Source organism: Photorhabdus africana (genome assembly GCF_035181445.1).
Classification (GTDB): domain Bacteria; phylum Pseudomonadota; class Gammaproteobacteria; order Enterobacterales; family Enterobacteriaceae; genus Photorhabdus; species Photorhabdus laumondii.
The window spans coordinates 1-24,488 of sequence record NZ_JAXBVE010000058.1 but is presented as its reverse complement, the minus strand read 5'-3'; the positions used below and the strand labels follow the sequence as shown (position 1 = coordinate 24,488).

24 protein-coding genes are annotated in these 24,488 nt (G+C 46.1%); 1 reads left to right on the top strand and 23 read right to left on the bottom strand.

Going from position 1 to position 24,488, the window contains the following annotated elements; all coding sequences use genetic code 11:
* The 3 genes from pilL2 to SLS51_RS24290 form a co-directional block, all read right to left on the bottom strand.
* Nucleotides 1-878: PFGI-1 class ICE element type IV pilus protein PilL2 (pilL2, locus tag SLS51_RS21130; protein WP_323840526.1), on the bottom strand; the 878-nt coding region annotated here is incomplete at its 3' end.
* A 134-nt stretch (nt 879-1,012) separates the two neighbouring features.
* A complete protein-coding gene (locus SLS51_RS21125; protein ID WP_323840525.1) occupies nt 1,013-1,165 on the bottom strand; it encodes a hypothetical protein in 153 nt (50 codons plus the stop codon).
* 36 nt (nt 1,166-1,201) lie between these two features.
* The gene (locus tag SLS51_RS24290; protein ID WP_075508923.1) at nt 1,202-1,312 is read right to left on the bottom strand and encodes an Abi family protein; all 111 of its coding nucleotides are present in this window, start codon (nt 1,310-1,312) and stop codon (nt 1,202-1,204) included.
* 466 nt (nt 1,313-1,778) lie between these two features.
* On the opposite strand from SLS51_RS24290, the gene SLS51_RS21120 reads away from it, so the two are divergent.
* Nucleotides 1,779-1,967, top strand: a complete 189-nt coding sequence (locus SLS51_RS21120; RefSeq protein ID WP_201025053.1) for an addiction module antidote protein — start codon at nt 1,779-1,781, stop codon at nt 1,965-1,967.
* Nucleotides 1,968-2,193: 226 nt separating this feature from the next.
* Here the strand turns inward: SLS51_RS21120 and SLS51_RS21115 are convergent, their stop codons facing one another.
* The 20 genes from SLS51_RS21115 to SLS51_RS21020 all read right to left on the bottom strand — a co-directional run.
* The gene (locus SLS51_RS21115; protein WP_323840524.1) at nt 2,194-4,068 is read right to left on the bottom strand and encodes a UvrD-helicase domain-containing protein; all 1,875 of its coding nucleotides are present in this window, start codon (nt 4,066-4,068) and stop codon (nt 2,194-2,196) included.
* Nucleotides 4,065-6,386: an AAA family ATPase gene (locus SLS51_RS21110; RefSeq protein ID WP_323840523.1), complete on the bottom strand. Its 2,322-nt coding sequence runs from the start codon at nt 6,384-6,386 to the stop codon at nt 4,065-4,067. Before SLS51_RS21110 ends, SLS51_RS21115 begins: the two co-directional genes overlap by 4 nt.
* A 107-nt stretch (nt 6,387-6,493) precedes the next feature.
* Nucleotides 6,494-6,757, bottom strand: a complete 264-nt coding sequence (locus SLS51_RS21105) for a hypothetical protein (protein ID WP_323840522.1) — start codon at nt 6,755-6,757, stop codon at nt 6,494-6,496.
* A gap of 109 nt (nt 6,758-6,866) precedes the next feature.
* Nucleotides 6,867-8,332 (bottom strand): IS1182 family transposase gene (locus tag SLS51_RS21100; protein WP_323840521.1). Its coding sequence is split into 2 segments (ribosomal slippage): nt 6,867-7,765 and nt 7,765-8,332, totalling 1,467 coding nucleotides; the frame shifts between segments, so codons are not numbered across the junction.
* Between the two features lie 139 nt (nt 8,333-8,471).
* On the bottom strand, nt 8,472-8,936 hold the full coding sequence (gene ssb, locus SLS51_RS21095) for a single-stranded DNA-binding protein (protein ID WP_323840520.1): 465 nt from the start codon (nt 8,934-8,936) through the stop codon (nt 8,472-8,474).
* A 73-nt stretch (nt 8,937-9,009) separates the two neighbouring features.
* Nucleotides 9,010-9,468 (bottom strand): STY4534 family ICE replication protein, encoded by a 459-nt coding sequence (locus SLS51_RS21090; protein ID WP_065391281.1) that lies wholly within the window; start codon nt 9,466-9,468, stop codon nt 9,010-9,012.
* Nucleotides 9,469-10,128: 660 nt separating this feature from the next.
* Nucleotides 10,129-12,159 (bottom strand): DNA topoisomerase III, encoded by a 2,031-nt coding sequence (locus SLS51_RS21085; RefSeq protein WP_323840519.1) that lies wholly within the window; start codon nt 12,157-12,159, stop codon nt 10,129-10,131.
* Between the two features lie 3 nt (nt 12,160-12,162).
* Nucleotides 12,163-12,861, bottom strand: coding sequence for a PFL_4669 family integrating conjugative element protein (locus SLS51_RS21080; protein WP_323840518.1), 699 nt, complete (start codon nt 12,859-12,861; stop codon nt 12,163-12,165).
* A 390-nt stretch (nt 12,862-13,251) separates the two neighbouring features.
* Nucleotides 13,252-14,538: an STY4528 family pathogenicity island replication protein gene (locus tag SLS51_RS21075; RefSeq protein WP_323840517.1), complete on the bottom strand. Its 1,287-nt coding sequence runs from the start codon at nt 14,536-14,538 to the stop codon at nt 13,252-13,254.
* Complete coding sequence (locus SLS51_RS21070; protein ID WP_041379952.1) at nt 14,507-14,770, bottom strand: ParE family toxin-like protein; 264 nt, start codon at nt 14,768-14,770, stop codon at nt 14,507-14,509. Before SLS51_RS21070 ends, SLS51_RS21075 begins: the two co-directional genes overlap by 32 nt.
* On the bottom strand, nt 14,767-15,357 hold the full coding sequence (locus SLS51_RS21065) for a DUF2857 domain-containing protein (RefSeq protein WP_214090184.1): 591 nt from the start codon (nt 15,355-15,357) through the stop codon (nt 14,767-14,769). The genes SLS51_RS21070 and SLS51_RS21065 overlap by 4 nt, the downstream gene beginning before the upstream one ends.
* A gap of 63 nt (nt 15,358-15,420) precedes the next feature.
* Complete coding sequence (locus tag SLS51_RS21060; protein WP_323840516.1) at nt 15,421-15,672, bottom strand: TraR/DksA C4-type zinc finger protein; 252 nt, start codon at nt 15,670-15,672, stop codon at nt 15,421-15,423.
* The gene (locus tag SLS51_RS21055) at nt 15,665-17,386 is read right to left on the bottom strand and encodes a ParB family protein (protein WP_323840515.1); all 1,722 of its coding nucleotides are present in this window, start codon (nt 17,384-17,386) and stop codon (nt 15,665-15,667) included. The genes SLS51_RS21060 and SLS51_RS21055 overlap by 8 nt, the downstream gene beginning before the upstream one ends.
* On the bottom strand, nt 17,383-18,762 hold the full coding sequence (dnaB-PI, locus tag SLS51_RS21050) for an SPI-7-type island replicative DNA helicase (RefSeq protein ID WP_323840514.1): 1,380 nt from the start codon (nt 18,760-18,762) through the stop codon (nt 17,383-17,385). The genes SLS51_RS21055 and dnaB-PI overlap by 4 nt, the downstream gene beginning before the upstream one ends.
* Nucleotides 18,755-19,639 (bottom strand): ParA family protein, encoded by an 885-nt coding sequence (locus SLS51_RS21045; protein ID WP_323840513.1) that lies wholly within the window; start codon nt 19,637-19,639, stop codon nt 18,755-18,757. The genes dnaB-PI and SLS51_RS21045 overlap by 8 nt, the downstream gene beginning before the upstream one ends.
* Nucleotides 19,640-20,151: 512 nt before the next feature.
* Nucleotides 20,152-21,153 (bottom strand): tyrosine-type recombinase/integrase, encoded by a 1,002-nt coding sequence (locus SLS51_RS21040; protein ID WP_323840512.1) that lies wholly within the window; start codon nt 21,151-21,153, stop codon nt 20,152-20,154.
* A gap of 94 nt (nt 21,154-21,247) precedes the next feature.
* On the bottom strand, nt 21,248-22,768 hold the full coding sequence (locus tag SLS51_RS21035) for a conjugal transfer nickase/helicase domain-containing protein (RefSeq protein WP_323840511.1): 1,521 nt from the start codon (nt 22,766-22,768) through the stop codon (nt 21,248-21,250).
* A gap of 82 nt (nt 22,769-22,850) precedes the next feature.
* Nucleotides 22,851-23,030, bottom strand: coding sequence for a hypothetical protein (locus tag SLS51_RS21030; protein ID WP_323840510.1), 180 nt, complete (start codon nt 23,028-23,030; stop codon nt 22,851-22,853).
* 133 nt (nt 23,031-23,163) lie between these two features.
* Nucleotides 23,164-23,814, bottom strand: a complete 651-nt coding sequence (locus SLS51_RS21025) for an N-6 DNA methylase (protein WP_323840509.1) — start codon at nt 23,812-23,814, stop codon at nt 23,164-23,166.
* Nucleotides 23,815-24,040: 226 nt separating this feature from the next.
* A partial coding sequence (locus SLS51_RS21020; protein WP_323840508.1) for a DUF1281 family ferredoxin-like fold protein occupies nt 24,041-24,488 on the bottom strand: 448 nt, incomplete at its 5' end.

Sequence of the window (24,488 nt, the reverse complement as noted above, 5' to 3'; positions counted from 1 at the left end):
CACACCACTACCCAATGTCCCCCTACCGGGCAATCCGTTGTATTAGCCCACCGCTCCAACGTTCCACGCAAAGTGGTTCCTGTTTCCGCACGCCAGATGTTGCCTATCGGTACCGTTGCCACTGGTGTACTGCCGCTCAGCAGGGATTTAATGGGCTGAGTAGGTGATACTGAAGAAATGGTTGTGGATTTCCCTCCTGTCACAGAAGATTGAAGGGTATCTGTTTTCGGTCTTTCAGCTATCGGAGGCTTCACCGGTAACGGCGTGGCTAATGTGCTATTGGACAATGTAGATGCCGATAACGCCGGTGAAGAAGCTATTTGCAACGGTACCCGCATTTTGGGCGGTGTTATCCGGCCAACCGTTGTCTCGGAAAACTGACGAGATTCATCACGTAAAACAAAACACACTTCACGATTCACCTCATCTACCCGGATACGCCATGCTGGCCCGACAACAATCTGTAACGCTTCACTGAGCCGTATCGGCCCCATTTTGCGTTGAATAGCCGGTAATGGCCTGCCTATCAATTTAACGAAATGGGTTGCGGCGGTATCACACAGCGAATAACCGGTTCCAAATAGCAGATAGCGCAATCCATCACCAATGCGTTGCACCAATGGTACTGGCATGGTGATATTGATGATTTGATTGAGGGGTTCACGCTGCGCAGCCTGGCTGCCTACACTCACCAAGGTATAGCGATCATGGCGTGTAACTTCTGGTGTTAAAGAATATATGTCGGATACGGCGGGACGTGCCTGATGAGAACGGTGAAAACTTACACCGGACGCGGTAGCCTCCTGAGTTTGTCCGGCACACCCAGCCAATACCATGACGGACAGCCAGCTGAGTGAGAAAAAAACAGGGTTTTTCATGCGCATTCCCATGCAGGTGATCTTAAATGCGGCTTACTGTGCGGGGATCCTGGACTACGCTCAATACAGAACTCTTTTTGCAAAATCAAAAAAAACGCACCAATCGAAATTAGTGCTTCAGATGAGTCAATTTGTCAGAGTGAAAAGTTAATGCCAGAACGGATCTGCCCGCCAGTTATGAGCAAACCCAGAGCTAGCAGGTAAGGTTGAATCGCCGGGTATCGTTGTATCAGATCATCAATCATGTCAAAAAAGTCCAGGCTGGTCATACCGAGCGTTTTGATCATCTGATTCATATCTTTTGGTACAGACAGGTTGACGTTCTAAAGGCGGCTATGGTGGGTACACTTGTTGCGAACATCATGCAACACGGTGACCCAGTTAGACAAAGTTGAAAATTTTCGCGCACCAAATTCAGCCGCTAATTTTTGCAGCGTACTACTGGCCGGATTGAGGAACAGATGTAGGTAAATTTTGAAGTGGTGATAACTTATCTGACTAAGAATTCGTTTTGCATCGGCAGTATTCTGAAGCTAAAGATGCTTAATCTGTAAATCGGCAACAAGCTCCCCCGTGAGCGATACGGCTTTGGATAGAGGGTATAAGGCATGATTAGCCGTCATTCCTGAAGAAGAAAAAGAGGCAAAAAAGCCCACTAACATCCCCCTAGGGAACATTGCGAGCGTTGGTAAAGTTGATACTACGCCTGACGTAGATTTTGTCAACGCATTTTGACACTTTTGTCAGATTCGCATAGGGTTATTCTCGGTATCTGTAAGTAACTGGGCTTTTGAAGTATCCTAGAAATTAAACCACAACACAGTGCGGTGGAGACAAAAACAGCCAATCCCTCGATATTGAATTGGCAAAAGCCATTGCCGCGCCATGAAGAAGTAACCAATGAAAAACCAAAAAGTAAAGTTCAGCCGCTACGATACCGCTGATTACCTCCAAACAGAGAAAGATATTACGGCGTACCTAGAGGCCGTGATGGAAGATGGTGATCCTTCCCTTATTGTGGCTGCTTTGGGTGACATAGCACGAGCCCGTAACATCAGCCAACTAGCGAGAGATGTTGGAATGAGCTGAGAAAGGCCCTTTCTGGCGAGGGAAACCCTACATTCACGACAATCACAAAGGTTGCTAACGCCTTGGGGCTACATTTTATTATGCAACCCATTAGAACACCGACAACGCACACTCAATAGGATCAAACTTTATTTTTCTCCAACATATTGGGCTAATTTTTGATGGAAGTGGATAGGTGAAAAAGACAGAACATAAAATGTATTAGTCGCGACTAATACTCATTAAGTTATATTTGATAGGATATAATTTCATGTTCCTCAAACCAATTTTGACTCATAATATTCGTTTTCACTTTATTAGGCTCGTTTGTGTAAGCAACTATCGCTAAACTTTTTTCCGCTCGACTACAAGTCACATAAAACAGTCGTCTAGTGCGATCAATACTAGTTTCTTTGCCTTCCTTCTGGTTACGTATGTCTATTTCGGTTGGAGGTTTAGCTCCAAATAATTTGTCATAACTGAACAAAAAGCCACGAGCTTCTTCATCATCCAGAATGACTATTACCCTTGGAAATTCGAGCCCTTTAATGCCTTGATGAGTACCGAACCTAGATTCATCAGATATGTACGCAACGTATTCCTTAAACTCACTAAAGCGAGACATCAACGCGGCATCCCAAGCGTCAACAATGGGATCTCGATCATTATCATCTTCTGCTTTTTCATAGTTCCTATCCTGCCTCTCAGCAATCAATGTGAGAACATCGGGGACATTGAACAAACGAGTGCGCTGAACTTCTTTAAGGATGTTGATTAGAGAGGGATCTGCGTCATCACGCCATAGAACATAAAGAGCATCGACAGCATCCTTAGCTTTTGCTAACTCCGCCTTAGGCTCAGCACTTTGTTCAATACATTCTTTAGAAATAAGTGGCGAATACTTATTAACGATTCTAGAAACAGCGAAGTGGTTACCTACGTCCAAGCTCTTGATAAGTGGAAGTACTCTCTCTGAAAAAAAAGTAATGCCAGCATGGGTTCCATCAAGCAAACCGGTTTTAAGCTTATCGACTTCATAGAGAGAATTGAAAAAGCTTGCAAAGCCCCCTCGTTGTGCTGCCATGTGATGTTCTAAGGTTAGTGTTTTATTGTGTTTTTTCTCGGCTATCCACAAGTCATCAGCGGTAATCTCTGCCATTTTTTGACAAACAAAGCGCTCATAAGCCTCTTTGTCTATCCCATCAGATGTATCCGCAATAAATAGTCTGACGAAGCCTTCCTCTGACTTAGCGGATTGCTGTAAGTTTTGATCGACCTCGGCTCGAATTTTATTGATGAGTTTCACAACTCGACGAGGACATCTATGGTTATATTCCTTTTTTGGAGTAAGCCAACCATCCGGCAATGGAGCTAGACCTAGGTCTTCTTTTCCATCGTTATAAATCCGCTGCATGATGTCGCCGAACAGACCTAACGAAAACTTGTCCTGATGTAAGCTCTGAACTACAAACAAAGCATCAATTAGCTCTTTTTTCGTGTCCTGACTTTCATCTACAAGCAAAACCGGAAATTTGCGTGTAAGAATTAGCTGCAACAATGGACGGCTGGCCAACAATTCAGCGGTTATGCCGATCACTTCGGCATGGTTAAGCGAATCCTTGCCCGAATTTTCACCATTAGGATTGTAGGTAAACTTCCTAATGCTGCTTAGTGATTCCAGCCGCTTTAGTTTGGCCACAATCTGCTTTGGTCTATCTTCGGCCGCTTTTGTGCCTGCTCTACCTTTACGCTGTGCTTCCTCAAGTTCGACAATGTCTGATTGAAGTCTGACTCTAAGCGACTCTCTAATATCATGCTGATGTGGCTTGATTAGCTCCCAAGCAAAACTATGAATGGTCGAGACGCTAAAGGCAGAATCGAACTCCAAGCGGCGTTTAATTTCATCACAAGCGGCGTTGGTATAAGTAATGATTGCTACTTGTTGTGCTTTTACTCGCAAGCGATGGATATTATGTTCACGAAATCGCTTAAGTACTTCGACTAAAGAGCGAGTTTTGCCCGAACCAGCCCCGGCAAACAAAAAGAAGCTTTTTGGATTATCTAGATCTAGACAGCCATAGATCTCATCGTCAACTGCCTTAGTATCAATCACCTCTGTCATTCCTTCGCCTCCGACTTTGCCACAAACGGAGAGCTATTGATCAATTCTTTTTCCAGCCAATTGAGCCCCTCAGCAATATAGTGCGGAGCTTTAAAAGTGCTTGGTTCAACCGAATACAATAGATCCAGTGCCATTTCAGCTTTCTTGGCGTTCTTATCTAGTGCACAAAACATGAAGTGACAGGCTGTATCAAGCATTGGTCGATTAACGGCTTCAACCATTTTTTTGATAAGACCGGTTTTATCAGTCATCTCTCTAAATACTGACAAGTTAGCTAAAACCAGTGCATCCTCAAAGGTATAAGGGATCGCTGATTCCGGCTCTGGTTGATCCGGTACATCTTTCTCATCTTTAAAGTGAATCGATACAGTACAAGGGTAAACAACTCTAACCTTTCCGTTGCTCGCTGTCTTCTGTTCAAACTCAGTCCTCAATACCTCGTCTAATAATGTTTTTCCTGGTGCCCAAGTTTTTAATGTATCGTTCCCCGTTTTGAGGCCCTGACCCATTACCGGATAAGCTTTACTTGTTGACTCAGCCTGAATTGAATCGAGGTCGGTAATTACCAGCGTAGGTATCCCTAAGGCTTCGATAAGTGGACGCAATCTGTGCGCATGACTACCACCAATTTCCAGAATAGAAATATAACTTCTATCTAAATCTGGATAATGGTTTCGAATAAAGTGAGGCACCAGCATCCGCTCTGCGGGACCTTCAACCAAAATAGCAGCATCAGCAAAAAATAGATCGCAATGTGTGGTTTTTAAATAACGCGTTGCAAATTGTGCTGTTGCAATTCTCTCTTGCTCTTGTGTTTCTTGTACTATTTCACCTTTAGTCTTTTTTCTATCTGTGCCAAAAGTGGTAGACATATTAACGATACATGCATTTGGCACTTCAAGTTCATTAACCAATGGTTTCCTACGGAAATAACGCAGTCCGGTAAAATCTGTTTCGTGTGCTATATGGCTAGAATGCGTACTAACGATCATCTGAGTAACAAACTGCTGTTTTTCTTCCAGATCAGGATGATTACGCAGCACACTGAAAGCTTTCTTGATAAAGACTTGTTGCACCTGCGCATGTAAATGAGCTTCAGGCTCTTCAATTAGCATTAAGTGCAGAGGCTCTATAGGCCTATTATTGCTTTCTTCTCTTTTGCTAACCTTGCCAACACGCATCCATTCATCACGAAAGCGAATCAGATTAAAAATCATCGAAATCAGATTTTGATAACCTAATCCGTTGTATTTTTCGGGCAGGCAAAAAGCATCACCTGAAGGGTCTTCACTGCGAATGACTTTAAACTGTACTGCCGAGTCATGATTCAGTCCTTCTAACGGATTCACTTTGCTTGACAGTAAAATTTGTGGGTCGCTAAACCCAGGATAATTAAGCCCTTCCAACTCACCAATAGCGGCACTGAAACTGGTCTTCAATTTTTGATCAAATACTGTTCGGGCATTTTCCATTGCTTCAAGCGCATCCAGATCGCTCACATCAGGAAGCTCGTTAGGGTCAAGGTGCTTATCAAAGTAATTCCTTAACTGAGTAGACAAGCGCCGATCAGTATTTGCCACGCCTTCACCGGCATTTGGGTCTGAAAAACCACGCTGCGCGTTAATAATGTCAATCTTAAATAGGCCATCAAACGGGTCACCATCAATTGCCTCCATGAATTCTGTAAAAGTCTGAGGTTGTTCGCTGTCGGCTAAAGCTGGATCTAGCACATAAGCGCTAATTGCGAAAAATTCCTGAAGCTTTCTATCCAGAAAATCGCGCATTGAAATTGGCCATAATACCAGTGGTGATCCAGTTGTTTCACCTTCTTCTATCTTGCGAGCAGATATAGTTTCCCTAGCTGCAGAGTAAGCGTTGATATAAGCTTTGTATAGTAATTCAAGGTTTTTCGGTTCTAAAATTAGCCTGACACCCAGCAAGCCGCCATCCCAATCCAAAGTGGGCAAAATGTGGCTAACGTAGTGTATTTGTGACTCATCCACCTCTAACCACACATCAATCGAAGGGAATTGTGTACGCCATGTATCCAGAGTCAGATCCGGAACTGGGGCTTGTTTTTCACTTTCACTAATCCAGCCAGTGCCAACCGAATTGATGGTTGCCCAATTGGATAAAGTAATATCGGTGGTTGAAAGCTCTTTGCGCTTTGCCTTTTTCAAAAACATGATCAGCGCGTCCATAGCGGACGTTTTACCACTGTTATTAGCGCCGACGAAAACTGTACTTTTCCCAGCAAGCTCTACACGACAGGATTGTAGTTTTCGAAAATTTTGTATGTCGATACGGGCTATTTTCAACTCTAACCCTCCTTGCTAATTTTTATTTTTGATTTCAATTTATCATTACTAAAATTACTTTATTTATTGCCCTAAGTCATCCTAACGTAAGGCTTATTTGAAATGTCTTAAAGTCTTAGAATCAATAGCTTGAACCCGTGGTGCATACCATCCGGTAAGTCCACAAAAAGTCGAAGCTTACCGCCCACCTCTTCGATAAAGCCATTTAAATTCAATAAGATGTTGACAGTTTCATCATCAATTTCCGTATCTTCTTCATACCCTAAACAAGAAGATAGCTCCGCAAGCTGAATTTGAAGTAACTGATGAAATACCTTGCTACTTGCTGACTTTATAAGTTCAGGTAGTTGAGAAGCTATGAGCTGTTCCAAAGTTCGCCCATTTATTTTCCTCCTAGGCATGACTATCACACGAACTTTCACATGTGAAAGTTCTCAACCCACTGACAAACCTCGCTAAAAATCACGAGGTTTATTGCTTTCATGATGAAGGAGCATACCACCCATTTTCCTCATTTATCCGGTTATCCGGTTTTATCGCCCGGCAGGGTGTTATTTTAGCGCCTGCTGCATTGACTCTGCTCGTCCTCCAGAGATAAAAACAACATAGCATTGCAACCAGCAAGGCTATCTTCTTGATATTTTGGGCCGTTGCCGCCAAAAGACACTGTATTTGCACTTTCAGCAACCCCCGAAAGCGGGCATAACGGTGCCCATGATGCTGCTTCGCATCCGCAAAACTGCGTTCTATCGTCTCCTTTCGCCGTTTGTAGGTTTTTTTACCCCACTCCGTTAGCCGGTTTTCCCGGGCCTGCTCCTTACTGTCCTCCCAGACATGACGGGTGAGCGTTTTGCCCCCTTTGGCCTGCGTACAGGACCCGCGTTTCGGGCAAGACTGGCAGATATCCGCCGCCGCTTGATAATGCCGGTATCCCTCCCGGCCGGTCGTTTTATAAATCAACTTTTCGCCCTGGGGACACACATAGCAATCCTGCTGCCTGTCATAGGTAAAATGTTTCTTCTGGAAGACGTTCGGCCCCTTATTCGGGCGGCGGTAACCGATTATCGGCATGACGCCTAACTGTTCCGTTAAGTAACAAACCGGGGCAGTGAAGTACCCCGCATCCAGTCCAACAGCAAGGGGGCTGAGACAAAAGCGGCTAAGCTGGCGCTTCAACCGTTCAATGAAGGGCTGGCTGTCGTGGACATTGCCTGGTGTCGCGTAAGTATCGGTGATAATCCCGACTTGCCCATCCACCGTACGGTGGTCAAGGTAAAAGAATCCCCGGGGTTTGTTGGTCCGGTGCATAAATCCGCTGTCCGGATCAGGGGTACTGACCTTCGTCTTTCTCTGCCGTTCCTTAAGGGCTGGCTTCAGACTTTTTTTCCGGCCGCAGCCCGGTCTTCATTGACGGCGTTATTCAGTGCGTCAAAATAGGCGCCAGGGGGCACAGCACGTTGTTCGCTCTTGGATTTATGCGGATTGGCACTGGCTTTCAGGTGAGTGCTGTCAGTATAGAGTATCCGTCCCCCCAGCAGCCCTCTGGCGATGGCCTGCTCAACAATATTATCAAAAATCTGCTGGAAGACCTCGCTGTGATTGAAACGGCAGCGGCGGTTTTGGCTCAGGGTTGAAGCATCAGGCACTTTCTCTGTCAGTCCGAGGCGCAGAAACCAACGGTAAGCCACATTCACCTGAATTTCTTGTACCAGACGGCGTTCACTGGGAATACCAAATAAATAGCCCAGTAACATCATCTTAATCAGCCTGACCGGATCGATGGCAGGCCGGCCATTATTGTGGCAATACAACGGGGCGACTAATTCGCGGATAAATTCGAAATCAATGGCGGCATCGACTTGACGGACCAGATGGTTTTTTGGGACCAGCTCGTCAAGCGAGAGGGTTTCTGGCGGGAAAGTTTGGGGAGGCGGTGTTCTTAACATGGCGGCAAGCTCCGTCTGGTGAACGGAACTTCATTAAAACAAAGTGCCGGATAAAAAACCAGCACTTTGTCAATAATCTGAACCCTTATAAATAAGGGCCTTAATGAATATTTTTTGCATTTATTGTCTGAGGTAAATCCTAAAAAGGGATCAACTCGTCAAAATCGATTGGTGGTTCACTTCCTCGGGTCGGTGCTGACGAAGAGGGTTGCGATTGTCCCCGGCCACTTGACCGGGAAGGCTCACTTTGACTACGCCCCCCTAACATCTGCATCGTACCCTGCTGATTGATCACGACTTCCGTGCTATACCGATCTTGCCCACTCGTCTTGTCAAACCATTTATGGGTACGCAACTGACCTTCAAGATACACCTGGCTGCCTTTTCTCAGATATTCACCAGCAATTTCAGCCAGTTTGCCGAAAATGACCACCCGATGCCATTCGGTACGCTCTTTCTGCTCTCCGGTTTGTTTATCCCGCCAGGTTTCCGATGTTGCCAGTGACAATACCGCCACTGTATCACCCTCTGGCCGATAACGCACTTCTGGTTCTTGTCCCAATCGTCCAATAAGTATCACTTTATTCACGCCGCGTGAAGCCATGTAACTTCCCTTTCAAAATGTAGATGAAAAAAATTCCCCGAAAAAATGCACTCCGGAGAGACTTCAGGGGCAGTCAAAATGAATTCTCTGCATAATGCTTTTGCGAAGACTTATTCTGTACAGGCGGCACGGATTCAGGTTTTTCAGCTTTATAAACCATCTCCTGCCCGATTTTGATCCAGTCAATTTTAATCAACCGCGCTCTTAAACTGACACGCTGTTCACCGGCATGCTCACCCTTGTTCAACGTAAAAATCCCGGTAGACGGCTGACTTAATGTGAAACCCAGTAAGACTTTTTTGTCCTCATCAACCGCTTTCTGACAGCGGCTGATTAAGTCACTGTTTTCCTTACCGGCAACCGTGACATCAAAGCGAACGTAAGACGGATTTTCTGTTGGTCCACTCAATGCATTGATGACCGCGCTGAAAAAACTGCTATTCTGACCATTCACCTTGCGGACATTGCTGAGATACCCCAATCCATTGATATTCAGGTTGAAATATTTATTTTCAGTGGTAGTTGCAGACATGATGTTCTCTCCATGAAATGAAAAAAAGAAACGACGGAGAACACATCACCCACGGCGGGAAGTGATGTTTCCCGTCGGGAAGCCAGTGTCAAACACCGGCTATCTGATAAGTTAAAAATACACCTTCATCACTGTTATCAGTGATACCCGTTTCCAAAGGATAAACGGGTTTACCGCCCGCAGGCGCCACCTCTCAGGCTACAATGGCTTTGTGACAGGTCACACGAAAGCGTCAGTCTCAGACCTTTCTGACATTGAGAGCAGTCACCCAAAGGCATTCCTCTCAGACTGCGGGAATATTGGCGATTGTCCGAAGACAACAAGTTATCCCACGCATTTTTGAATCAGGGGGCCAGACTGTCAACGAGGAAAATGATTTTTGGGAAGCGGTAAAAAAATAGCGCCGCCCAAAGGACGGCGAGGAATCTGCACTGGCATATGGTACAAGGATGGAAGCTAAGTAGTCTCAACAAACTCCAGGGACATTCAACTATCCCGGTGCGGCTATTTACCAACCCTTCAAAGGAAGCCGTTTACCGGACTGACAACAGAGAAAATCTATGCACGACTTGCCTGTCAAACCGCAGTCGTGGGGTGCAATGTACCAAAGCCAGTTTACCTTCCCAGATCTCCAGCTTAGGTACACAACAAAAAATCAGCTCACCCTGTCATTGCCGGTTTTTTCGGTACGTTCTTATGCCGGGCAGATCTGGTTTTTCTTTTTCCACCGACGGTGCTGACTACCCCACTGCATTCCGGGTATTTTATACACCCCCAGAAAACACCGTTTTTTCCCTTGCGTTGACACGTCACGCCTCCACACACCGGACAAGGCAATGAAGGCGGCGGCGTGATCACGACTTTCTGCGCCTGAACCTGCTCCACTAAATATTGGGTCCATTGTATCTGACGAGCCATAAAATCCGGCAACTCCGCCTGTCTCTGAGCAATATCATCCAACGCCTGTTCCCATAATGCCGTCAATCCAGGATTGGTCAACGCTGTTGGCAACGCAGCTATCAACTCGCTGGCAATCTGCGTAGCGTGGATATACTTGCCCTTTTTCGTCAGATAACCCCGTTTAAACAACGTATCCAGTACCCCTGCCCGGGTAGCCTCCGTTCCCAGCCCGGCATTGTCCTTCAATACCTTCTTAAGTTGCGGGTCACTGACAAAAGCAGCGGCATTTTTCATCGCCGCAATCAGTGTGCCCTCCGTGAAGTGAGCGGGTGGCTGAGTTTGCAACATTCGTAAAGTAGCCTCATTAACCTGACATTGATTGCCTTTGACCATCGACGGCAAACTTTCTCCCAAAGAATCGTCTTTCCCGATGGATGCCGATTCATCTTTACCCGCTGAAAACAATACTTTCCAGCCAGGAACAATCTCTACATTGCCCCGGGTACGAAACAATTGCCCACCGATATCAAAAGTCGCTTCAGTTATATCCATTTCATGCAGAGGAAGGAACTGTAGCAAATAATGCTGACGGATAAGCTGATACACTTTACGCTCATCATCCGTCATCTTATTCATATCACCGGGCTGTTTTGTCGGAATGATACCGTGGTGCGCCGTAATTTTTTTGTCATTCCAGATACGCGAAATCAACGTCCGGTCCAGACTATCTACCACAATCCGCATAGCCGGATCACTTTTAACCACAGCATCCAATACTTGCGGAATTTCCGCCTGCATGGCCGTAGGCAGATAACCACAATCTGTACGAGGATAGGTCGTAGCTTTATGCGTCTCATACAAATTCTGGGCAATATTCAGTACCTGCTGAGCCCCCATGCCCCATTTCTTCGAGCACAACTGTTGCAAACTACCAAGATCAAATGCCAACGGAGCCGCATGCTTTTCCCGTTTAGTATTGATTTCCAGGACCGTAGCCGTACCAGTCTGTTGGCATAACTTAACCACTGTCTGTGCCACATTCTGATGAATACAGCGTTTTTCTTCATCGCAATAGGTCGCAGCGGGTACCCAATCCGCCCGGAAAATTCGTCCGTCACACTGAAGGTCAGCCACCACCTGCCAATAAGGCTTAGCCGTAAAAGCGATAATCTCCTGATCTCGAAAGACAACCAGTGCCAAAGTTGGTGTCTGGACACGTCCAATAGACAAAATGTCACTATATCCGCCTTCACGGGCTTTCACGGTATAGAGTCGGGTAAGATTCATACCGATAAGCCAATCTGCTCTGGCTCGTCCCAGTCCCGCCAAATACAACGATGCTGTTCGTTCACCGGGCAAAATATTAGCAAGCGCCGCACGAATACTCACCTCATCCAGAGCAGACAGCCATAAGCGAGATATCTGTCCCTGAAACTGGCAATAATCCAGTAACTCCCGGGCAATCACTTCCCCCTCTCTATCAGCATCAGTGGCAATCACCACTTCATCCGCTTGTTTCAACAGACAATTGATAACAGCAAACTGGTCAGCCGTCTCCTTTTTGACCACCATTTGCCAGGACGTCGGCAATATCGGCAATACCGATACCCGCCAGGGAGCACCATATTGTTCACCGTAAACTTCTGGACTGGCAGTTTCCAATAAATGCCCAACTGCCCAAGTCACCGTCACCCCCGGCCCAGTTAAATACCCCTGCCCGCGCTTTGTTGCACCTAATACCGCCGCTATATCCCGCCCTTGAGACGGTTTTTCACACAGAAACAGTTTCATCGCTTATTTCTGCTTTGCCGTACTTTTTAATGCAGGAGAAAAAACCGAACGTTTTTCGCCCCGCATAACGGCCTCATCCGGTAGCCCCAAACGGGTAATAGCCTCCCTGCCAGCAGGGGTTTGGGAAAGGATATCGTCACGAGTAACAGCAAAACTACGGTACGGCTGGACAACACCGTAGATTTGGCGTACCCAGTGTCCCCCTTTTTTTAAAAACCCGTCACATTGTTGACGGGAAATCAGCGCATAATGGTGCGCCTGCAAGGCTTTCATCACCAGTTGATCGTAACCCACTAATAGCCAAACACAGCGGTAACCCAAAGGAGTGCGACTGTAGACACCAATATTGAGCGGAGCGACAGAGGCAATCTCAGATAAATGGATCTGAGCAGGTACCCCCGAGAGTGTAACTGCCAGTTCCGCTAACGCCGCCTGCATCTGGTCATGAGCAGAAGCGAGCTTAGTTTCCAGTGCCAACATCGCCATATCGGCATACGGATTATCTATCAGGGAATCCTGACTGATCCGACCGGCTAGTGAGAAAAATCGCGGCATGCTAATAATCACCGGTTTATTCTTTTTGCTACTTTCATCCCGGCGGCCATTCCACAGGCTGATAGCGTAATGAGTATGCAACTCAATGGTAAGTGAGGAATGCAGTGCGCCTGAGCGAACAGCATGTGTCTCTTTAGTTTCAGTCATGGTACATTCTCTCTGTGACATAAGGATATCACTGAGATAGTTGCGTTATCAGGCTGTTACCACAATTCAAAACTCTTTTTTGCTCACCCCAAAAACCTGATTAGCAACCCATAACCCTAATGATTAGACTCTAATCACTGTATGTCTTTTGGCCCATGATTAGACTCTAATCACAACCTGGATAAGTAGCCATTTTTGTACCCGTCGTTCTGTCAGGCAATCCAATAACATGGGAAAGTCTGCTCAGCACAGTGTTCAATAACACGAAAAAAGTATCCCATTGAAATTCATTCATATTTATTGACAGAATCATAATTTGAAAAATCGCTATTCCTTCACTGCATGACTGTTGCGACATATTCATAGTGATATGGTGGATATCGTATCCGCTTATTTATTCTTTATAAAACTCTGCCGGATTTCAGCAATCACTTTTTTCATCACGGCAGGATTGGCCTTTCTTTGCACCTCTGGCAAAACAGGTCTGTCTTTCTGACGGCTGGCAGGCACAGGCTTTTTCATGCCGGGGTTTTCCCCCTGATTTGCTGTGCCGGGGCTTCTCAACTCCCCCTGTCTGGCACGTTTCATCAGTGTCAGTAGGTAACCCACCGGATTTTTTAACGAGCCATTTTCCAATGGAACTCGCAGGCTATCCAACACCAAATGCCTCTGATCAGACGGAAGTGCCTGGAGTTGTTCCGTCAGCATTCTGATGTCGTCATCAGAGAGCTGATTTCGTAACGCTACAGGCAACAAATGCTCAACAATCGGGTTGTCACCATCCGATGGGGCTACGTACGTATTTTTATTCACACTGTGTGTGAAATGACGTACGTAACCGTTCGATTGCCGAACTCTGTCATAACTCGTTGATTTTAGACTGAGTTCGGTTTCCGAATTCGGGTTATCATATCCTGTTCCTGTACTGAATTCGGATCCCGAACCCGGTCTGTTCCGACCTTTTTGATTAAGTTCGGTTTCCGAACTCGGTAAACATGCAGCCTGTAGCGCCGCCATCTGCTGCGGCGTTTGTACCTGACCTAACCGATTTTCCAGTAAAGCAATTCGGGAACGGCGATGCCGCATCATCGGATCATCTTTAACTTCCATCAATACTGACCAAGCAGTCTGACTAATCACCCGGTTTTTGTGGCGACACGCCTCCCCCACCGTGTCCAGCCAGTTGGGATCAAGCGCTTCAGCATCATGAAATGTCAGAGGCTCATCATGCTGGGCGTAGATGTTTCCTTTCACACGCCCTTTTTCATCCCTGACGCGTTTGCACAAACTTAGCCAGCCGGTTATTCGCAACATCAACAATACCCGGCTGACGGTTTCCCGGGAAGCTTTACCGCTGTATGGAGAGGCCAGTTGCAATTGCAGTTCATCATAGGTAGGGAAGACCGCTCCCGCATTTTGTTGTGCATACAGCCGTATCATTATCCAGGCCATCTTATCGAGCGGAGATAATCGGGTATCCAGAATTAACTGACGGGGAATAGCATCATGCACGTTCCCCAGATACAACAGCCCACTGCGCAACTGTTTTTTTTCATCACCCTCAGCTTGCGCTGCCAGTCGTGCATTCATCTGCTCCAACGTAAAAGCAATGAGGCTATCAGAGGACAAAGGAGCCTTCCGTGTGTTATTTCCAGATTTCATTGTTGTACCGCTCATGTGTCATCATTTCCCAATCTCGTCCTCCGTTACGACTTAACAACCGCCAAAACATGCCAATATCAATTTTTAGGCAACGATGAGAAACTTTACCTTTGCCTTTCGCCCTGATCCGAGTGTAATTTTTGCTACCCTGTCGATAACGTTTCAATTGTTCTACCGCTTTCTTTCTATAGACAAGCGGTACAGAACAGGGGGCCAACAAACCCTGAGTGATCTCTGTCTTTTTCACCGGTCTTGCCGTCCCTGGCCAACCTCAGGTTTCACCGTGTTCTTTTCGTCTTCACTCCAACCACGTACAGCATTCCAGACTGCCGTCAGTGACACAGCCAGCTGTTCAGCAGCCTGCATCATCACATCCAGCCCATCTGCACTATCCAGATCAGTGACATTCGCTTTCCACAGTCGCCAGACCTCAGCACTGTCTTTATCTGTCAGCATCAGGCATCGACCCTGGCGAGCTTCAATCCCTAACATACGACGACGGGAACTCACCTCAACAGAAGTCAGCCCAAAGTAGTGTTGCATCAATTCAATTGAGCCCCCTAACATCAGTGCCCGATCAAGACGTTGCAGACGTTTTTGTTCACGTCGGGCTTGTTGCAGCATTAACGCAAAATTTTCATGATGGATACGCAGCGTAAGGACTGACACCGGGCTATTCATCAGATAATGCAAGTCTTCCACAGTCAAACTGTGTAACATCCGCATTTCTTCGTCCATCAAACCCAGTGCTTCACAGCGACGGAGATAACCCGATTTCAACTCCATGACCAGTTGAGTTAACAAGGCGTTGGTTACCTGGGATATCTGGCTCATAAGGCACCTCTCTCAATGCAATACGATACGTCTGAACAAAATTGGAACACATAAGATCTGAACTTACCCACCACGATGACCTCCGGTAATACGTCTGACCTGTTCCCAATGCTCAGCAATTTCCTGACATCCAACACACAACTGGACCCCCGGCAAAATCTGCCGACGTTGCTCATCAATCCGATTACCACATCCTTCACAATATTTCAGTGATACCCTACCGGTATGCATCTCCCGCCGGACAGCCGCTATCCGTTCCTCCAGCCACATCGCGGTAACAGCCTGAGCCGTTGTGTCATCAATATCATCAGACATTGCAATCTCCCTCCGTTGAAACGATTGACAACTCGCGTTGCAGTTCACGTAACCGGCGCAACACCCGAATAAGACGCATAAATTTCACTACCGCCACATCAGACAATACTGGCGCATCCTTGTCAGACCCTATAAACCAGGTTCCCAACATGTCTATATCTGATTCACTGTTATTGTCACTATTCCCCGTTAACGACAACAGAACCTGAATAAAACGTGATGCCGTATGGGAATAAGCTAATCGATAACCCACTTCACAGGCCGTATCTTTAGCTTCCTCAAGTTCATCCGCTCCCCCCATTTCTTCGGCTAACTCGAATGCCAAACGAAACGCCATATCTTGTAAATGCTCAATATCATCTCGTACCGGTGAGATAGACCAGATATCACTGACCGGCTCCAGACCAGTCTGTGCAAAACTCAATCCATCAGATGGCGCAGGCTCTGTTAATAATGAAGTTTGTGGTGGTGTTGGAAGACAGTGATTAAATCCACTTAACGTAGAGGGAATTGTCTGCGATAAAGGTGCTGACATTAAAGGCGCAATATCTTCCTTATCCTGTATTGTCGATAACTCACTGGATAAAGTTGGCCGAGTTTCATATACATCAGGTTGAACTTCAATTTTGGGCGGACAAGCTTCATATTCCTCAGCCTTTTTATCTTCCAGACATTCGATAACCTCCCCATGCGACTCAGATTCCCCTGCTGAAACACAAGCAGCGCTTTTAGTCACAGGCGGTACCGGCTTTTCAGACACTTCAGCGGCTTGTCTATCCGCATCACGCAAATGTTCAGCAATAGGAGGGGGCTCACCAAATAACTGACGACGGTTTCGTTCTTTCGGATCGAGCTCCAATAACCAACGATCATAATTAAGAGCAGGATGTGGCAAAGCTTTTATTAATTCCCCAATCAGTTCATCCCGTAACATGTCAAAAGAATAGACTTCAGGATTATCAAAGCGCTGACACACCTCACCAAAAACTGAATCGAAGTCCTTCTCACACGATGCCTCTGAAGAAAAACTATTCCAGGTTTTTTGAGCATCAATGCGTAAAGACAATATGTTTACTGCTTGCGGACGCCCCATACCAGATATCAACAAATTGGGCATATGAGGATATAAATATTGCACCGTGTTATGCATCTGACTGATGCTGGTTTGTGATATTGGAAACCCTTCTTGCTTTAGTAAGTCTGTTAATTCTCGTTGCGAGATAGGTCTTCCCAGACATTTCTCATGCATAGAACTTGCTTTGCAAACACCGAGGGCTTTCTCTATAAACGTTAAATCCCCCCGAACATCATTTTCTGCCAGATGCCCAATGACACACTGCAACCGACCAGGCCAGGGTTTAAACAAACAAGGGATTCGGAAAAAACGTTCCTCACCCGTTTCTTTCCATAATTCACATAGGATTTGGTAACGGGTATTGCCTCCATCACTGAAAATGTAAACATTTCCACTGTCTTCCGGATCTCGCGTCACTTTCGGTACAGAATCCAGTCCTCTGGCACGAACAGAAGCTTTAATATCGTCAAAACGGGGATTACGACTGAGGCGAGGGTTATCCGGGTTTGGCTGTAACTCATCCAACGTTAATACCATTGGCATTTCTGCTATAGGCAAAACAACAGTACCCGTGAGTGATTGTGGTGTTTTGCCACGTTGAAGTATTGCGTCACTTAGCGAGGTTTTATACTTACTCATATATTTCCCCTTTCAGCACCAAGATCATAATACTTCTCAGTAAGATCACTAAACCGGGTACAGGCGCCATCAAACTGGATCTTGACTGTTCCAATCGATCCCTGGCGATGTTTACCAATAATGATTTCTGCTACCCCAATATCCGATGTATTGGCGTCATATACTTCATCCCGGTAAACAAACAAGATCAGATCAGCATCTTGTTCTAGCGCTCCTGATTCCCGTAAGTCCCCGTTATTAGGGTGTTTATCTGCACGTTGCTCTAGTTGACGATTAAGCTGTGAAAGCGCAAGTACTGGGCAACCCAATTCTTTACCCAGCGCTTTCAAGCTACGGGAAATTTCTGCAATTTCCTGCGTTCGGTTTTCCTGCTCCGGGCTTCGGATAAGTTGCAGATAATCCACCATAATCAATGAAGGTCGACCGTATTTGCGCACATTCCGGCGAGCACGGGCGTGTAATAAAGCCGGGGTCTGATAACTGCTGTCATCAATTATCAGCCTATTTTCCCATTGAATTAGCGTCTCCATTGCTCTGCTGAGCCGTGCCCAGTCTTCATCATCCATTAATCCACTGCGCAGACGTTCAAGCGGAACACGTTCCAACATGGACACCATACGCATCAGTAATTGATCCATCGGCATTTCCAGACTAAAAATCTGAACAACAACATCAGGGGCACTCTCCAGTGCGCCCAGACAGAAAGCCAGTGCCAGTGCGGTTTTCCCCATAGAAGGCCGACCGGCCAGCAGGATAAGATCACCCGGCTGAAGACCACAGGTTTTGGTATCCAGTTCACTAAAGCCTGTCGGAGTACCCGTTATCCCATTACCGCCATTGGCTTGCTCTAATTTTTCAATCAGCAAACCCAGCCCTTCTTTCAAGCTAATATCTTGATGCGCAGCTCTCTGCTCAGACAGCGTATATAAACGCTGCTCAGCCATTTCAGTAATGTCAGTAAACTCAGCACGGGGATGACTAGCCTGAGCACTCATCTCATTTCCCAGCGTTATCAATTGACGCAAACGACTTTTAGCCTGAACAATTTCCGCATAGGCAACAATATTTGCCGCACTCGGTGTGTTTTTGCCGAGTTCGGCTAAATAAGCAAATCCTCCAACCTGTTTTAGTTGCTCCTTGTGTTCCAAACGTTCAGATAGCGTCAGTACATCAACAGGCAAATTGGCCGCAAACATGGTTGCAACGGCGCCATAAATCCGTCGGTGAGCAGGTAGGAAAAAATCATCAGCATGTATCAGCGGTATGATTTCATCCCATCGATCATTGTCCAGCATCAGTCCACCAAGGACAGCTTGCTCGGCATCACAAGAATACGGTTGTTCAATGCCATCCGGTAAAGAGAAAGGGTCACGCATTCTTTGCCCCCTTATTCGCAATCAACGCATCAAACTGTTCATACCATTCAGGAAACAATTCACAAGCCAGACAATGCATCGTTTGCGCAGCAGCAGGACTTTTACGGGTAGTTTTGTATTCAAGACGGTGAACAGGTTGAGCACGTACATGCCCCAGCTTATAAATATCAAGCAGATCGATGCGGGTTTTCAGCAGTCGATACACTATTCGCCCATCAAGCGAGGTCGTATCGTAACGCTTATGCTCGATAATATGGGTCAGTTCATTCAACGTATCGCGGTCAAGATTAGTCCCCTCAATGCCGTTAGCCAGTATCTGAATTAAAGGTAATCGAATACCGTAACTCTCAAACGGTTGCAGTCGCGTCAACATCCGCAACGATCCCCGCAGAAATTCACGTACATCTGGCAGAATGGGCTTAATCACACCTAACACAAATTCAGTAGCGGTCAGCACAACCAGCTCGGCCATCACACCAGTAGCGCCCTTTGAATCAATGATGATAGCGTCATACTGGCTGAACAGAGGGTGCTGCAATATATTCCTCAGACGCAAACGCCCATCAGGAGCATGAAGCATGGCCGTAGGCAGGAGTTCATCAGGATCATTGGAAATAATGACATCCAAATTATTTATAACAGAATGGGAAATAATCTGGTCTTTCTGACCCAGGTCAACAGTTTGCATAAGAAGCTCATACAAACCAGCTGGGGCTTCGTACTCAAGTGCAAAAATACTGCTTGAAGTGGGTTGAGAATAATCAGCGTCAAGAAGGAGAGTTTTGAATCCGGCATCAGCAAGAAAACCGGCTAGGTTGGCAGCATGTGTGGATTTACCCTCGCCACCTTTAGGAGAAATTACGGGAAGTATCTTCATTTTGCACACTCGAATTTAAGTAATTCCAAGAGTACAAAACTGAGTCAATTTTAGTTACAAAACACCAACATCTCAGCAAGAGGATTGAAAATCCTCGTGTCGGTGGTTCGATTCCGCCTCCGGGCACCAATTCAAAGTGCGCTTGTTGGGAGATAAAAACTTAACGGGCGACCAATACAAGAACCCGAATGTATAACTGTAGTTAGTTTAAATTTTCAGTATTTCGATATTGAACTGAACATAAGGGTTACCAAGCTAGGATGCCTAAGGATTTAGGCGTCCATTTTGTGCTGGAATGCAATACTTACAAGTTCTATTGCAGCTGTCAAGCCATCCAAACCAAAATCAATGAATTAATTAACACGATGTTGTATGTTGGTTACTCAACTTTCCTCATTGATCAGAAGAAAGTTAATTATGAGTGATTATATCAGCTCAAAAAAATTCCCTATCTTGCAACAGGGAATTTGTACAGAAAAAACAAGCCCAGGCAACAGCGAAGAGATTTTGTTTTATCTGATTAACATTTCTCCTCTCTCTGGCTCAACATCGATATACAGCATTAATTCACGCTCCAACGCACGCCCGGCAATATCCAGATTGATATCAATATATTCCATCGTTGTGGCAATACTGCGATGGCCCAGTAATCCGCGCACCATTTGCAAATTACGATCAGGCGCTTTCATCAGTTCAGTTGCCAGGGTATGCCGGAAACGGTGTGGGCCCACATCAAATCCACACTCCTTTGACAAGCGACGAAAGAATGATTTTATCGTCTGTAACTGATTGGTTTCGTTTCCTTTGTCTGTTTTGGCGGTAAAATAATTCACACAGAACAGGGGATCATTCAGTTTTGCCCCAGCAGCCTGAGCACGCTCCAGCAAAATCTCCAGTCGCGGATACAACCATTTCACCACCGGCACCTGATGTTCATAATGGTTCTTACTCCCCTCGGAGCAAAGAATAATCCGACGCTCATGCAGGTCAATATCCCGGAGTCGGATATGTAATAACTGATTTTGCCGCATCCCGGTATAACGCAACGTATCCAATACCGTCAGCCAATACCAGGTCGGATATAATGCACAGCGGGCACGATGATTATCCCCTGTCCGTCGTTCCCGCTCTTCAAATTGCCCCATCGTGAGATACAAGGTTGTCAGTTGTTTTTTGGTCAATGTTTTCTTTTTATTTTTGTTCTCATTAACCTCTACACCAATAAATGGGTTTTCCGTTTGGGGCAGTATTTTTTCTTCTATCGCCAAATTAAACACTGACCGCATATGCGCAATCTTACTGTTCCAGGTCACGCCTTTCAGTCCGCGCTGATGCAATACATATCTGCGCCACGCCAGGACCTGCTGTCGGGTTACCTGAGCAGGCCGATTGTCGGCACCTGCAAACACCTGGAATGTATTCACCACCTTGCGATAACTCGACTCAGTAGCCGGTCGCAAGATTTTGGCAAAAAAATATTCATCCAGCAGGTTATCCCAAGTCATACTGTCCATCTCTACTTCCTCACTTCATCAATTTAAAAACCCATTGCGGGGCGCGAAAAATAACGCATGGTTATTATAACACATTGTTATTAAAGATACTTTATCAGGAAATCATTAGAAAAGGGCTATCCTCAGGTACAGGACTACCACGGTAAAGCAAAGTACTTTTGATTAAGTAGCCATGAACACGTTGATAGGAGCCAATCCGATCGGCAGAATCATAAAGATGACAACAACAAAAACACTTTCCACTACTTATTCGATGTCGTCCCAGCCGCTCAAATGCGGTTTGTACCCGTTTCCATTTTTGGCTAACCTCTTTGCCATCAGCCTGTTTTTTCTCACTAAGAAACTGAAAGAAAATAGCCGGCGCACTCACAAACACAAAGCCGCCAACCAAATGTATCCGGGCTTTCGGCGTATTAATACTCATACCCCCATGCATTAAGCCAACGGACAACCAGTCCCAGAACTGCTCTCCAATACAGGATGTCTCAATAGCATTTTCATGATTCTGCCATGTTGTCTGAACAGCATGTTGTGAAGGTATTGACGTGTATGGCGGTGCGATTTCCGCTTCACTCACCATAACTTGTTCTGTGACTGTGGTGACAACATTCATCCCCATTAATGACAATAGCTGCTGCGTGCTCCCATCCGGTTGCCTCCCCTTCTCCGGCGTGACTGTCATAGCAGTAAAGAGAGGCTCATCAACAGACTTCACGGCTGATGAAACAATTTTAGTCATCGTGTTATCTTCCTGCCGTATCTGAGAGGGCAGAACATTTTCCATTGCGGTTGATAAAAGCGTAGCAGAAACATCGGGATTTCCTGAAACAATAACTTGCGGTGATGCAGCCATGACAGATAATACTTCTGATATTGTCGGTGCACCGGCTTTATTCAAAGCTTCTGTCATTATCTGATTTATTGCGTTATCTTTCTTCATCTCACCAGATAGAATACAAAACAGCGAAGGCAAGGCATCAGGTACCGACGCCAGCCAGGTCAATGCCTTAGCTGGCAGCAATCGCCCGGCAAGTAACACCCCAAAATGACAGGCAACCATCGTCTCCACTGAGGAAGTTTTGAACCGGAAACGATACGACCCCTGCGGCACAGCCAGCCCTGGGTACCAAGGTTGGCCTTCATCCAGTTCGCCCTCAAACTTTGCCAAAACAGGTAAAAAATGAAATAACGCAGCGTAAAACACCACCGTGTTCCATATCACACTTTGTGCTGCCTGCGTCTCAGGTGCCACACCCGGCGGTAACATCTGCCCTTTCGCCAGACGTACGGCAAATGCAGTACATTGCAACGTCACATCAATTAATCCGCCCAAACGGGCATAAGGTCCCTGCGGTGCCGCCGGAAGTTGTTGCATCAATGCCACACACTCATGTAATGGGGCCAGCCACAGCGTCTGATAGCGTGTTTTGGATAATGTGCTATTGTCCCACAGACACTGTAAATACTGTCGTCGCCGGGAAGTATCCAGCAATAGCCTGGACTCAGACGGCAAAAAGTAGCCTGCTTTGACCGTTTGTGGGATGGCGGCGGATTGTGGAAGTGGCTTTTTTCCTGTGGATGCTCCTGCCAGCAGGATTTTAATTTTTTTCAACACGATTAATCTCCCCTATTTTTCCTAAAACCCTAATACATCCTCTGACAGGGACAAGGCAAAACTCTTTTTCCGGGAATAAAAATTAATCGATGAAAACAACACGCAATGATTCAAACGTTTCCAATTCAGTCACGGGTAAACGAAGCGTGTATCCGGTTATTTCGTTGAATTCGCTACGATAAGTACAAAAGGCAAGAACTTTATTCAATGATGGATCATGCAAGAAAGGATTAAAGAGGAAAATAGAATGTGTCCAGTGCATCTGGGAAGCACTATCGATTCCGACTAAAACACGTCAGGGATGAACCCAATAACCTCAGTTGGTTTATTTTGCCTCTCCGTCCTGTTGGATAAAAACTCCGGCCCAAGAGCCGGAATTGGCTTAATCAAGTGTCTCAAACCGTTTGAACCTCATACTGCTGACGATTTTTCCTGAGACGACAAGGCCAGTTTCCCAGCCAATGTACCGGAGTATACATGACCCGATGACGTTCATTCGTCAGGGCATCACCTATCACCACCTCCCCAGGTATCCCCAATAGAGAAAGCTGGATATAGGCCATCGAAGCCGCCACGACATCAATATCCACACAGGATACCCACATATGCTGAGCAGGATTATAACCTGACATTTTCAATACTTCCGCTGCCGCAATAACCATACAACCCGCACCACAAGCTGGCTCATATAAGGTGAAAAAGGGCTGCTTCGTTAAGCGTTGCCCGACGTCACTCAACTGCATTTTCGCCATTACCAAGCTGATGGGCCAGGGAGTGAAGAATTGCTTCAGATGTTTGCTACCCAGATTCATCTCCATAAAAATGCTGCCAAGAAAATCATGGGGTTCACATTCCAACCCTATGATGACATGGACAAGCAGTTGAGATAACCGGCTCACATCTTCCGGTTCATAATGTTTTATGATTTGCAAATACTGTTGTTCCAACTTACGGTCTGGGCGAACAGCATTATGCAGACTAAATCGCCGCACACGGCACAAAATCGCCAAATACCCGACAGCGATGAGGGTAACGCGCCGTTTCATTCAATCAAGCCATAAAGGCTTTTTTATGATTAATCAATACAGACAAAACGTGTTCCTGAGAATAAGGGGGGAACACGCCCCCTCAGAGGAATATTCCCCAATGGGTAAATCGCCAGCGTCACATCCGCCGGCAGCAGTGTTATCAGATGCTCAGGCAAACCTGAACCTGTTTTTTTATGTCAATTCACCATAAGGAATTTCCCTGCGGGATAACATTGTCAGTGCACTAACCGTCAGGTGAAATATTGCCGAGAATGTAGTCCGGTCCGACCACTTTACGGGTACCGTCCTCATCTTCCTCACCAAATTCCAGTTCATCAATAATACCCGCTTCCCACTGCCCATTCCGGTATTTGTCGTAACCACAACAGCCACAGACCTCCTTAAAATAATGGGTGATACGGCAGTGATATTGCCTGGATAAAGGCACTATGATTTTTTCATACCACGGCTCCCTGAGTGTTTTGTCAAAATGCCCGGTCAGACTGCCATCATCATGGTGCTTCCAGGCTATATCATAACCTCGCGGCTGCGCCATACCGTACAATCGGATATACAACTCGCGAGTCGTCTCATGATCCTTTAACAATCCGCCGTAAAATCCATTGATTTCACTCGCAAGACGGGTCGGTATCAGCAGAAACAAGTCACAAGGAACTGTCTCTGTCAGCCTG